Origin of the sequence: Streptomyces sp. ME19-01-6 (genome assembly GCF_033793745.1) — a bacterium.
In the GTDB taxonomy this organism is placed as follows: domain Bacteria; phylum Actinomycetota; class Actinomycetes; order Streptomycetales; family Streptomycetaceae; genus Streptomyces.
The window spans coordinates 486,395-498,486 of the sequence record NZ_JARAXF010000005.1; the positions used below are offsets into that span (position 1 = coordinate 486,395).

9 protein-coding genes and 1 tRNA gene are annotated in these 12,092 nt (G+C 71.2%); 6 read left to right on the plus strand and 4 right to left on the minus strand.

The features are described 5' to 3' along the window. Positions 1 to 116: 116 nt before the first annotated feature. On the minus strand, positions 117 to 692 hold the full coding sequence (locus PV419_RS15635) for a hypothetical protein (RefSeq protein ID WP_319688993.1): 576 nt from the start codon (positions 690 to 692) through the stop codon (positions 117 to 119). 258 nt (positions 693 to 950) lie between these two features. Continuing rightward, complete coding sequence (locus PV419_RS15640) at positions 951 to 1,574, minus strand: hypothetical protein (protein ID WP_319688995.1); 624 nt, start codon at positions 1,572 to 1,574, stop codon at positions 951 to 953. A gap of 226 nt (positions 1,575 to 1,800) precedes the next feature. Between PV419_RS15640 and PV419_RS15645 the strand changes: the two genes are divergently transcribed. After that, positions 1,801 to 1,874 (plus strand) — tRNA-Met (locus PV419_RS15645). Between the two features lie 43 nt (positions 1,875 to 1,917). Here the strand turns inward: PV419_RS15645 and PV419_RS15650 are convergent. Next, a complete protein-coding gene (locus PV419_RS15650; RefSeq protein WP_319688996.1) occupies positions 1,918 to 2,577 on the minus strand; it encodes a hypothetical protein in 660 nt (219 codons plus the stop codon). Between the two features lie 468 nt (positions 2,578 to 3,045). After that, positions 3,046 to 3,987: an LLM class F420-dependent oxidoreductase gene (locus PV419_RS15655; protein ID WP_319688997.1), complete on the minus strand. Its 942-nt coding sequence runs from the start codon at positions 3,985 to 3,987 to the stop codon at positions 3,046 to 3,048. A 189-nt stretch (positions 3,988 to 4,176) separates the two neighbouring features. Between PV419_RS15655 and PV419_RS15660 the strand changes: the two genes are divergently transcribed. From PV419_RS15660 to PV419_RS15680, 5 genes are all read left to right on the plus strand, one after another. Beyond that, positions 4,177 to 4,914, plus strand: a complete 738-nt coding sequence (locus tag PV419_RS15660; protein WP_311726135.1) for a response regulator transcription factor — start codon at positions 4,177 to 4,179, stop codon at positions 4,912 to 4,914. A gap of 204 nt (positions 4,915 to 5,118) precedes the next feature. After that, positions 5,119 to 6,729, plus strand: a complete 1,611-nt coding sequence (locus PV419_RS15665; RefSeq protein WP_319689099.1) for a HAMP domain-containing sensor histidine kinase — start codon at positions 5,119 to 5,121, stop codon at positions 6,727 to 6,729. A gap of 26 nt (positions 6,730 to 6,755) precedes the next feature. Further along, on the plus strand, positions 6,756 to 8,126 hold the full coding sequence (locus tag PV419_RS15670; protein ID WP_319689000.1) for a bifunctional glycosyltransferase family 2/GtrA family protein: 1,371 nt from the start codon (positions 6,756 to 6,758) through the stop codon (positions 8,124 to 8,126). Then, entirely contained in the window at positions 8,123 to 10,399 is a 2,277-nt protein-coding gene (locus PV419_RS15675; protein ID WP_319689001.1) for an ArnT family glycosyltransferase, read from the plus strand. The genes PV419_RS15670 and PV419_RS15675 overlap by 4 nt, the downstream gene beginning before the upstream one ends. 163 nt (positions 10,400 to 10,562) lie before the next feature. Continuing rightward, positions 10,563 to 12,089 (plus strand): MFS transporter, encoded by a 1,527-nt coding sequence (locus tag PV419_RS15680; protein ID WP_319689002.1) that lies wholly within the window; start codon positions 10,563 to 10,565, stop codon positions 12,087 to 12,089. The last annotated feature ends 3 nt before the right edge of the window (positions 12,090 to 12,092 follow it).

Consider the following 12,092-nt stretch of genomic DNA (forward strand, 5'->3'; position numbering starts at 1 on the left):
GCGTCCTGTCCGGTTCCACGGTCGAGCCCTGACCTCACCGGATCCGGCTCGGTGGCGAAGCTACCGAGCCGGATCTCGGTTCAACGGCCTTGGCTCCGGGGCACGGACCCCAGGCCCTACGCGTCGGCCGGCGCCTCCCGGGCGGCGGTCCGTGCGGCGGCCATGCCGCCACCGCCGGTGCTCACTCCGCCGTGTGGTGACCGCGCGGTGGGGCTGTCGGCTTCGAACTTCCCGTCTCGTAGCTCGAAGCGCTCAGGCGGCGAGCAGCCGATCGCGGGGGTGATCAGCAGGCTTACGGCGACAGGGGCGGGGTTGGTGCTCGCCGTCGAGAACTCGCAGATCGCGCCCCGCCCGGTGACCGGGAACCAGAACCAGCTGTCCACCGCACCGACCCGTACCTGGTCCGACAGTACGAATCGGCCGTGCTGGCGAGCGAAGGCCTTCAGACGGACGGTGGCTCTCAGCGGGTCGGCGGTGGACCGGATGGCGGTCAGAGTGAACTTGACGTTCTCGTCCGCGTCCAGGATCGAGGACGCGATCTGCCTGGTCTCGGCTTCCTTCCCACCGCCCGTCCCCCCGGCGTGGGCTCGGGCTTCGGTGGTTTGGGCGGGGGTGGCCAGCATGGCGACGGTCGCCGCGGCGGTGGCCAGTACGGCGCCGCCGCGCACAAGCGCGCTCGCGTGTATCGGCATCTTTCCTCCCTGGTGCTCATGCGTCTTGTTCGCGCATGAATGCCGCTTTTTTCCTTCCACCTGACAACAGGAAAACCACCTGAATCACCCGTTTGCGCAAAGCGTCACCCGGTCGGACGGCGGCCGGGCCATCCTGTGGGTGCCGTGATACGCCGGGAGGGCGGCTCCGGTGTCCGGAACCGCCCTCCCGGCGGGGTGGAGGGGGAGACAGCGTCGGTCTCCCGTCGCCTGTCAGTCCTCTCGCCTGTCGGTCGCCCGTCAGTTCTCCCCCACCTTCCAGAACACCGGCTCCTTGTCGAAGTCACCCGTGTACGAGACGACCGACGGGGTCTCGCCCGAGGGCAACAGGAAGACCTTGCAGAGCGTGGCGGTGTTGCCCTTGTTGAAGTCGTCCGGGTCCTCGCCGGGGCACTTGGCGACATCGCCGTCCAGGGTGATGAGGGACTTGCCGTCCTCGCCGCGGCTGTCACGCAGGTTGGTGGGGGAGCTCAGGAAGGGGTATTTGATCGAGTTCTTGCCGATGTTCTCGAAGCTCATCGTGACGTAGTACGGCTGAAGCTTCCGCTCCTCGGCCTTGAGGGCCACCTTGTCCAGGTCGGACTGGGCGCCCTTCACCACGCTCTTCGCCGCGATCCTCAGCGTGCCCGTCTTGTCCGAGCGCTTGTAGGTGATCGGGGTGGTCTCGCCCAGGGCGAGGGTCTTGCCCGCGTCGGAGTCGACCGCCTTGCTGGCGGAGGCGGACGGCTTCTTCGGGGCCTTGGAGGGCGTTTCGCTGCCGCCGTCCTGGGCAAGGTTGTCGTTGCAGCCGGTCGCGACGAGGGCGAAGCCGGCGGCACACAGGACGGCGACGGCGGTGCGGTTACGCGTGGATCGGATACGCATGAATCGGTCCCCGTTGAGTTGATTTCGTCTGAGCTGATGTCGTCGTGGCCGGGCCGGATGCGCTGGCCCGTGGTTGTGCCGTGCACACATCATGACTGTGACAAAGCCCCAGGCCAGAGGCGATGATCCACTCGAAGCGAGGCTGAGACCGCGTCGTTGCAAAGTAACTGGGGGAGGGAACGGATTTCCCTGGACGCTCGGAATGACGTAGAGTTCCAACTACCGACGCGGGGTGGAGCAGCTCGGTAGCTCGCTGGGCTCATAACCCAGAGGTCGCAGGTTCAAATCCTGTCCCCGCTACTCGTACGAGGGCCCGGCACACCAGTGCCGGGCCCTCGGCCGTTCACTCCATCGGGACCTTCCAGGACACGGGGCTCTCGGTGCCGTCCCCCGTGGCGTAGGTGACGGTGGCCGGGGTGGCGCCCTTCGGCAGCAGGAAGACCTTGCAGAGCGTGGCGGTGTCGCCCGTCCCGAAGTCGTCCGGGTCCTTGCCAGGGCACCGCTTCACCCCCTCGTCCGCGGTGATCAGGACCTCCTGGGGCGTGCCGCCGCTGTCCTCCAGGCTGGTGGGGGTGTTCAGGAAGGGGTAGTGGATGGAGGCGTCGCCGATGTTCTTGAAGGTCATGGTGACGTAGTACGGCTGCAGTTTCCGGTCCGCGGCCTGGAGCGAGGACTTGGGCAGATCCGCCCGGGAGCCCTTCACCACGCTCTGTGCCGCGACCTTCAGGGTGCCCCGGGCGTTGTCCGAGCCGCCCTTGTACGTGATCGCGGCGGCCTTGCCGAGAGCGAGGGGCCTGCCGCCGTCGAGCGCCCCGCCCGCCGAGGCCGCTGGTCCCTTGCCATCCCCCGGCTTTCCGGAGGCGGCGTCCTCCTCGCAGCCGGTGGCGACGAGCAGGGCGAGGCCGGCCGCGCAGGCGAGGGCGGTGGTACGGGTGCGGGCGGAGCGGTTGAGCACGTGGTCGGTCCCTTTGCGGTGGTCGGTTGCCGGCCGTCGCGTCGTCATGAAGAGCGCGGTGATCTTGTACTGCAGATCATCATGGTCGTGACAAAAGACCTCGCGGAGGCCGATACCAACTCGCAGCCGGCCTGGGACGGGGTCGTGACGCGCCGCCGGGAGCCCGGGGGTTTCCGCCGCCCGCGCGCTCAGAGAACGGCGAATCACCAGGTCAGGGCGATTGTCAGTGGGGGGTGCCATGCTGCTTGGGCAGTGGTCGTCACCGTCCCCGAGGAGGGGAGGACATGCCGGTGCGGCGCCGTGGCCGCGCGGAGCGGTACGACGCGTACGGCGTGCATGTGGCGAAGGCGGAGCGGGCGTACGCCCATGAGCGGGCCGGGGCCGTGGCCTCCGGCTGACCCGGCGGCGGCTGGGGCGGGCCCGACGGGGGTGGGCCCGCCCCAGCCGTGAGCCGTGAGCGGAGCGGAAGGCCGACGGGTCTGGTGCGGGTGCGGTCCGCGCGGGATCGGGCCGGGCTCAGCCGTCGTGGCCGAGCGGCAGGGCCTCGGCCAGAGTGCGCCACTGGGCCAGCGGGATGTCGTTCAGGGGATCGTCGGTCACGACCTGGACCGCCAGGTGGTCCGCACCCGCCGCCAGGAACTCGTCGACGCGGCGGCGGATCGCCTCGGCGTCGCCGAGGGCGAAGACGGACGAGACGAGGTGGTCGCTTCCGCCGTCGCGGAAGTCGTCCTCGGAGAAGCCCAACCTAAGGAGGTTATTGGTGTAGTTGGCCATCGAGAGGTAGAAGGAGAGATAGCCACGGGCGGTGGCGCGGGCGCGGTCGAGGTCCGGTTCGAGGACGACCTTGAGATCCGGGGCGAGGAGAGGGCCGGCGCCCAGGATTTCCCGGGCCTCGGCGGTGAACTCGGGCGTGACCAGGTACGGATGGGCGCCGGCCGCGCGGTCGCGGGACAGCCCCAGCATCTTCGGGCCGAGGGCGGCCAGCACCCGGCGGGAGGCGGGGACCGGGGTCGGCGCGGCGTCGAGGCCGTCCAGGTACTCCCGCATCGCCGTGTACGGGCGGGCGTACTGCTTGACCATGTGACCGTGGCTCACCCCGAGGCCGAGCAGGAAGCGGCCGCCGTGAGCCGCGTCGAGGGCGGCGTGGCGCTCGGCCACATAGGCCGCCTCGTGGTTCCAGATGCTGAGGATGCCGGTCGCGACCGTGGTCCGGGAGGTCGCCTCCAGGAGCAAGGCGGCCTGGTCCGGCGCGGGGCTGCCGCCGAGCCACAGCGCTCCGTACCCCAGCTCGTCCACCTCGGCCGCGGCGTCCCTGATCGCTCCGTGGTCCGCGGGGTCGGTCGTGCGGAGGGCACCGGTCCAGATGCCCGTCCTGCCCAGCGTGGTGGCGAGTGCCCTGCCGGGCGTCGTGCCGGACGTCGTCCCGGGCGTCTTGCCTTGTGTGTCGTGAGAGGCCATAGGGGCATTCAACCGGAGGTGGCATCCGGTTGTTCCTCGCCGCGCGGCCGTACGACGATTCGGCGCGGGATTCTCACCTGAGCGGGTCCGATGCGGCCACACCGGCCATACGGGGACCGCACAGGATTCTCAGGCTATTCACAGAAAGCCGAAAGCAGGCTCTCAGACGGCCGCCCGAAGGTGAGAACCATGAAGGCGACCTCGCCCCATGGGCGTTCCGAACTGCTCCGACCCGACGGGAGCCCCGTCCGGGTGCTGGTTGTGGACGATGAGTCGGCCCTCGCCGACCTGCTCTCGATGGCGCTGCGCTACGAGGGCTGGGAGGTGCGGACGGCCGGCAACGGCGCGGAGGCGCAGCGGATCACCCGCGAGCTGCGCCCGGACGCCGTCATCCTGGACATCATGCTGCCCGACATGGACGGGCTCACGCTGCTGGGGCGGGTTCGCAACGAGCTTCCCGAGGTGCCGGTCCTCTTCCTGACCGCGAAAGACGCGGTCGAGGACCGGATCGCCGGGCTGACCGCGGGCGGCGACGACTACGTCACCAAGCCCTTCAGCCTGGAGGAGGTCGTCGCCCGGCTGCGCGGCCTGCTGCGCAGGTCGGGGGCCGCGGCGGCGCGCAGCGAGTCGCTGCTGACCGTCGGCGACCTGGTCCTGGACGAGGACAGCCACGAGGTCTCGCGGGCCGGTCAGGAGATCCATCTGACCGCGACCGAGTTCGAGCTGCTGCGCTATCTGATGCGCAATCCGCGCCGCGTGCTCAGCAAGGCCCAGATCCTCGACCGGGTGTGGAGCTATGACTTCGGTGGCCAGGCCAACGTCGTCGAGCTGTATATCTCCTATCTGCGTCGAAAGATCGACGTGGGGCGCAGTCCGATGATCCACACCCGGCGCGGTGCGGGGTATCTGATCAAGCCGGGCGAGTAGGCGAGCCGGATCGTGGCGTTCTCCCCTGCCGCCGGTGTGCCCGCCGTGCCCCAGCCGTCCGGACCTCAGCCGGCCGCCGGGCCTCAGCCGTTTCCCGCACCCCAGCCGTTTCCCGCATCCCAGCCGGCCTCCGGTTCTCGGCCGGCCTCCGCGTCTGCGCCGCCCGGCAGGCGGTCCGCGCGCCGCCGCCGCAGGCCGTGGTCGCTGCGCACCCGGCTCGTCTTCTCCGCGGTCGGGCTGATCGCCGTCGTCTGTGCCGTCATCGGCACGGTCACCACGATCGCCCTCCACACCTATCTGTACGACCAGGTGGACAAGCAGCTCTCCGGCGTCTCGATGCGCGTCGCCGGCCCGCCCTTCGACATCGGCAAGGACCCGCGGTCCGGGGGCCAGTGGAAGGACGACATCCGCGACGTCGTCGCCGGGCCGGGCCAGCCGGTGGGGACCGTCGCCGTAAAAGTCGAGGGCAGCGCGCTCGGCGACGGCGCGATCAGCTCCCAGCACGAGTCGAGCACGGGTGAGCCCAATATCTCCGGCAGTGATCTGACCGACGCTCAGCGAAAGGCGCTGAGGGAAGTCCCGCGGGACAGGGCCGAGCACACCGTCGACATCCCCGGCAAGGGCGAGTACCGCGTCAAGTACGTCACCGGGGGCCACGGCGACTTCCTCGTCGGCATTTCGACGGCCGAGGCGCAGAACACCATCGACACCCTCATCCTCGCCGAGGTCTCCGTCACCGCCGCGGGGCTGGTCGCCGCCGGGATCGCCGGCGCCGCCATGGTCGGCATCTCGCTGCGCCCGCTGCGCCGGGTGGCGGCCACCGCCACCCGCGTCTCCGAACTCCCGCTGCACAGCGGCGAGGTGGCCCTGAGCGAGCGGGTGCCGCCGTCCGAGGCCGACCCGCGCACCGAGGTCGGCCAGGTCGGAGCGGCCCTGAACCGCATGCTCGGGCATGTGGAGTCGGCGCTCGCGGCCCGCCAGGAGAGCGAGACGCGGGTACGCCAGTTCGTCGCCGACGCCAGCCATGAGCTGCGCACCCCGCTCGCCTCGATCCGCGGCTACGCCGAGCTGACCAGACGCGGCCGCGAGGAGATCGGGCCCGACACCCGCCACGCTCTCGGCCGGGTCGAGTCCGAGGCGGCGCGGATGACCGGCCTGGTCGAGGACCTGCTGCTGCTGGCGCGCCTCGACGCGGGCCGTCCCGTCGAGCGCGCGGAGGTGGATCTGTCACCCCTGGTGGTCGACGCGGTCAGCGACGCCCGGGCGGCCGGGCCGGACCACAAGTGGCGCCTGGAGCTGCCGGACGACCCCGCGGCCGTATACGGCGACGACGCCAGGCTGCGCCAGGTCCTGGTCAACCTGCTCGCCAACGCCCGTACCCACACGCCCCCCGGGACGACGGTCACCGCACGCGTGCTGTGGCGCGGTGCGTACGGGGCCGGGCATGGGGCGCCGTACCCGGCCGCGTACCCCACCCCGTATCCCGCCCCGTGCCCAACTGCGCATCCATCCCCGTATCCCGCGCCCTGTGTGTCCCTGGAGGTCGAGGACGACGGGCAGGGCATCCCGCCCGACCTCCTGCCGCATGTCTTCGAACGCTTCGCCCGCGGCGACGCCTCGCGCTCACGCGCCGCCGGGAGCACGGGGCTCGGCCTCGCCATCGTGCACGCCGTGGTCACGGCGCACGGCGGTCAGGTGACGGTGGACAGCGTTCCGGGCCGCACCGTCTTCGGCGTCCACCTGCCCGTACAGCTCCCCGTTCACCAGTCCGTAACCCACTCACAGCCACGGCACAGGCTGACCACACAGCCATGACAGCGCCGCTCGCGAATGTCGGTCACATGCGAACTCACACACCTCTCGAGGCACCGCCCGAGACACCCCTGCAGACGTTGCCCGCACGCGCGCATGTGACGGTCGGCCGGAGCCAGCCGGTGCTCGACGTCGTGGTCCCCGTGTACAACGAGGAGGCCGACCTCGAGCGGTGCGTGAGGCGGCTGCACGACCACCTGGCCCGCACCTTCCCGTACGCCTTCCGCATCACCATCGCGGACAACGCCAGCACGGACCGCACCCCCGAGATCTCCGCCTACCTCGACGACGCCATCGACGAGGTCACCGCGGTCCGGCTGGAGCAGAAGGGGCGCGGACGGGCCCTGCGCACGGTCTGGTCGATGTCGCAGGCGCCGGTGCTGGCGTACATGGACGTCGATCTGTCCACCGATCTGAACGCGCTGCTGCCGCTGGTGGCCCCGCTCATCTCCGGCCACTCCGACCTGGCGATCGGGTCGCGGCTGGCGCGCAGCTCGCGTGTGGTGCGGGGTCCCAAGCGGGAGTTCATCTCGCGCGTGTACAACCTCATCCTGCGGGGCAGCCTGGCCGCCCGCTTCTCCGACGCCCAGTGCGGCTTCAAGGCGATCCGCAAGGACGTCGCCGAGCGGCTGCTGCCGCTGGTCGAGGACACCGGATGGTTCTTCGACACGGAGATGCTGGTACTGGCCGAGCGGGCGGGGCTGCGCATCCACGAGGTGCCGGTGGACTGGGTCGACGACCCCAACAGCACGGTCCACATCGTGAAGACGGCCACCGATGACCTCAAGGGCGTCTGGCGGGTGGGCCGCGCGCTGGCCACCGGCGCGCTGCCGCTGGACCGGCTGCGCCGCCCCTTCGGCGACGACCCGCGCGACCGCGGGCTGAACGGGGTCCCGGGCGGGCTGGCCCGGCAGTTGGTCGGCTTCTGCGTGGTGGGCGCGCTCAGCACGCTCGTCTACCTGCTGCTCTACTCCCTCTTCCGGCTGGGCATGGGCCCGCAGATCGCCAACGCGCTGGCCCTGCTGCTGTCGGCGCTCGGCAACACCGCGGCCAACCGGAGGCTCACCTTCGGCGTACGCGGCCGGGACCGGGCGATGCGGCACCAGGCTCAAGGGCTGGTGGTGTTCGGCATCGGCCTCGCCCTGACCAGCGGCTCCCTGGCCGCCCTGGACGCCGCCGCCTCCGGCACCCCGGCGCACAGCACCGAACTCGCCGTCCTGATCGCGGCCAACCTCGCCGCGACCGTCCTGCGCTTCCTGCTCTTCCGGGCCTGGGTCTTCCCCTCGGACAGCCCGGACAGCTTGATCAGCCCGGACAGCGTGATCAGCCCGATCAGCCTGGACAGCGGGATCGCCATCGACCACCACCTGACCGACCACGACTCTAGGAACACCCGATGACGACGTACGACCAGGGCTTCCGTGCGGCGGGGCCGCCGCCCCCGACTCCCCCGGCCGCACCCCCCGCGCGGCCGGAGGCCCCGGAGGGCTCGCGCCTGGCCCGGGCGTGGCGGGGCCGGCCCGAGGACCCGCGCTGGGCGCGGCCCGCCCTGTGGGGTCTGCTGGCCGTCACCACCGTGCTCTACCTGTGGAGCCTGGGCGCGTCCGGCTACGCGAACCAGTTCTACTCGGCCGCCGTGCAGGCGGGCAGCGAGAGCTGGAAGGCGTTCTTCTTCGGCTCCTCCGACGCCGGGAACTCCATCACCGTCGACAAGCCCCCGGCCGCCCTGTGGCCGATGGCCCTGTCGGTGCGGGTGTTCGGCCTGAGCTCCTGGGCGATCCTGGTCCCCGAGGCGCTGATGGGCGTGGCGACGGTCGGTGTGCTCTACGCGGCGGTGCGACGCCGGTTCAGCGCGGCCGCCGGTCTCATCGCGGCGGCGACGCTGGCGGTGACCCCGGTCGCGGCGCTGATGTTCCGGTTCAACAACCCCGACGCGCTGCTGTGCCTGCTGATGGTCGCGGCGGTCTACTGCGTGCTGCGCGCGCTGGAGGACGCCCGCACCAAGTGGCTGGTGCTGGCGGGGGTCTGCTTCGGGTTCGGGTTTCTGACCAAGACGCTGCAGGCGTGGCTGATCCTGCCGCCGCTGGCGCTGGTGTACGCGGTGTGCGCGCCCGCGAAGCTCGGCAAGCGGATCCGCCAACTGCTGTTCGCGGGGCTCGCGATGGTCGTCGCCGGCGGCTGGTGGGTCGCGATCGTCGAACTGTGGCCGAAGTCCTCACGCCCGTACATCGGCGGCTCGCAGAACAACAGCTTCCTGGAGCTGACCTTCGGCTACAACGGCCTGGGCCGGATCAACGGCAACGAGACCGGCAGCGTCGGCGGCGGTGGTGGTGGCGGGAACGGCGGCGGCCAGTGGGGCGAGACCGGCATCGACCGGCTCTTCAGCTCCGACATGGGCGGCCAGATCGCCTGGCTGCTGCCCGCGGCCTTCATCCTGCTGCTCGCGGGGATCTGGCTGACGTGGCGGGCGGGGCGCACGGACACCCAGCGCGCGGCGTTCCTGGTGTGGGGCGGGGCGATGCTGATGACCTTCGCCACCTTCAGCTTCATGTCCGGGATCTTCCACCAGTACTACAACATCGCGCTCGCGCCGTACATCGCGGCGATCGTGGGCATGGGCGCGGCGCTGCTGTGGGAGCGGCGGTCCACCGCCGCGGCCTCGATGGTGCTCGCCGCCGCGGTCGCGGTGACGGCCATCTGGTCGTACGTACTGCTGAACCGCTCCTCCGACTGGCACCCCTGGCTGCGCTGGGCGGTGCTGATCGCCGGGCTCGCGGCGGCGGCCGGGCTGCTGGCCGCGGCGCGGCTGGGCGGACGGCTGGCGCTGGGCGTGGCGGGCCTCGGCCTCGCGGCGTCGCTGGCCGGGCCCATCGCGTACACGCTCAACACGGTCGACACCCCGCACCGCGGCTCGATTATCACGGCTGGTCCGGCGGTGTCGGGCGGCATGGGCGGCCCCAGAGGCGGCCGCGGCTTCCCGGACGGGGGCAACGGCGGCCCGCCGGGGATGCGGAACGGCAACGCTCAGGGCCAGAACGGCCAGAACGGCCAGAACGGTCTGGGGCAGAACGGTCAGGGCCAGAACGGTCAGGGCCAGAACGGCGGGCCGGGCGGGGGCATGGTCCCCGGCGGCCAGCTGGGCGGCCAGAACGGTGGCTTCCCGGGTGGCGGCCGGCCCCAGCAGAACGGCAACGGCCAGGGGCAGAACGGCCAGGGGCAGAACGGCCAGGGCCAGATGCCCGGCGGCATGGGCGAAGGCGGCCGGCGGGGCGGCGGCATGGGCGGTCTGCTGGACGGCCCGAGCGTCAGCTCCAAGGTCAAGGCCGCGCTGGAGAAGAACGCCGGCGACTACACCTGGGTCGCCGCGGCGATCGGCTCGCAGAACGCCGCGGGTTACCAACTCGCCACCGAGGACCCGGTGATGGCCATCGGCGGCTTCAACGGCAGCGACCCGTCCCCGACCCTCGCGCAGTTCAAGGCCTATGTGAAGCAGGGCAAGATCTACTACTTCATCAGCTCGGGCGGCATGGGCGGCGGTCCCGGTGGCGGGAACGGCACCTCGTCCCAGATCAGCTCGTGGGTCCAGGCCAACTTCAAGAAGGTCACGGTCGACGGCACCACCCTCTACGACCTGACCCAGAAGGCTTCGGAGTCGTCGAAGACCTCCAGCTGACGCACCGGTCCACGGGCCGGTGACCGAGGGATTCCCCCTCCCTCGGTCACCGGCCCGTACGCGTTCCTCGCCCCAATAATTTCCTGTACGGCGTAAGGGAGTCCTTGTACGGTGTACGACGCCAGCCGGACCCATACACCGTATAAGCGCGCGAGGAGTGTTCATGACGGCGCAGACCGCCGACCCCACGTCCGATACCCCGCCCGGCCACCATGCGGGCGGGCACCCCCAGCGCTGGCTGATTCTCGGCGTCATCTGCCTCGCCCAGCTCACCGTGCTGCTCGACAACACCATCCTCAACGTCGCGATCCCCTCCCTCACCGAGGAGATGCACGCCTCCACGGCCGACGTCCAGTGGATGATCAACGCCTACTCGCTCGTCCAGTCAGGGTTGCTGCTCACCGCGGGCAACGCCGCCGACCGCTACGGCCGGAAGAAGATGCTCGTCGCGGGGCTCGCCCTGTTCGGGATCGGCTCGCTGGCCGCCTCGCTGGCGCAGGGACCGGGCCAGCTGATCGCCGCCCGCGCGGGCATGGGGATCGGCGGGGCGCTGCTGATGACCACCACCCTCGCCGTGGTCGTACAGATCTTCGAGGAGGGCGAACGCCCCAAGGCCATCGGGCTGTGGGGCGCGGTCAGTTCGCTCGGGTTCGCCGCGGGCCCGCTGATCGGCGGCTCGCTCCTCGAACACTTCTGGTGGGGCTCGATCTTCCTGATCAACCTCCCGGTCGCGCTGCTCGGCCTCGCCGCCGTCGTCTGGCTGGTGCCGGAGTCGAAGAACCCCACCGGCGACCGGCCCGACGTGGTCGGCGCGGTGCTGTCCACGATCGGCATGACCGGCGTCGTATTCGCGATCATCTCCGGTCCCGGGCACGGCTGGACGTCCCAGCGGGTGCTGCTGTCGGCCTTCGTGGGCGTGGCGGTGCTGACCGGCTTCGCGCTGTGGGAGCGCCGGATCCCCTACCCGATGCTGGACATGCACTTCTTCCGCGACCGCCGCTTCGTGGGTGCCGTCGCGGGCGGCATCCTCGTCGCCTTCGGCATGAGCGGCTCACTCTTCCTGCTCACCCAGCATCTGCAGTTCGTGCTCGGATACGACCCGTTGGGCGCGGGCCTGCGCACCGCGCCGCTGGCGTTGATGATCGTGGTGCTGAACCTCTCGGGCGTCGGCGCCCGGCTGCTGGCCAAGCTCGGCACCCCGGCCACCATCCTCTGCGGAATGGGCCTGCTGGCGCTGGGACTGACCCTCATCGCGACGCTCGGCGCCGACGGCTACGGCGGGATGCTCCTCGGGCTGCTCGTGATGGGAGCGGGCATCGCGGTCGCCATGCCCGCGATGGCGACGGCCATCATGTCGGCGATCCCGCCGGAGAAAGCGGGGGTGGGCGCGGGCGTCAACGGCACGCTCGCCGAGTTCGGCAACGGCTTGGGGGTGGCCGTCCTCGGCGCGGTCCTCAACTCCCGGTTCGGCGCGCTGCTGCCCGCGGCCGCCGCCGGGGCCGGCTCGCTCCCGGCCGCCTACGCCGCGGCGCACACCGACGAGGACCGGGCCGCTGTCACGGACGCCTTCGCCTCCGGCGTGCAGACCAGCCAGCTGGTCGGCTCGGCGGCCGTGCTGGCGGGCGGTGTGCTGACGGCGGTGCTGCTGCGCCGGGCCGAACGATCTTCACAGGAGACTGCAGCGGCATAGCAT

Excerpts from the sequence above, each read along its gene's own strand:
- PV419_RS15635 (WP_319688993.1), bottom strand. The coding sequence starts at position 692 with ATGCCGATACACGCGAGCGCGCTTGTGCGCGGCGGCGCCGTACTGGCC.
- PV419_RS15675 (WP_319689001.1), top strand. The coding sequence starts at position 8,123 with ATGACGACGTACGACCAGGGCTTCCGTGCGGCGGGGCCGCCGCCCCCG.
- PV419_RS15650 (WP_319688996.1), bottom strand. The coding sequence starts at position 2,577 with ATGACGACGCGACGGCCGGCAACCGACCACCGCAAAGGGACCGACCAC.
- PV419_RS15655 (WP_319688997.1), bottom strand. The coding sequence starts at position 3,987 with ATGGCCTCTCACGACACACAAGGCAAGACGCCCGGGACGACGTCCGGC.
- PV419_RS15640 (WP_319688995.1), bottom strand. The coding sequence starts at position 1,574 with ATGCGTATCCGATCCACGCGTAACCGCACCGCCGTCGCCGTCCTGTGT.
- PV419_RS15670 (WP_319689000.1), top strand. The coding sequence starts at position 6,756 with ATGCGAACTCACACACCTCTCGAGGCACCGCCCGAGACACCCCTGCAG.
- PV419_RS15680 (WP_319689002.1), top strand. The coding sequence starts at position 10,563 with ATGACGGCGCAGACCGCCGACCCCACGTCCGATACCCCGCCCGGCCAC.
- PV419_RS15660 (WP_311726135.1), top strand. The coding sequence starts at position 4,177 with ATGAAGGCGACCTCGCCCCATGGGCGTTCCGAACTGCTCCGACCCGAC.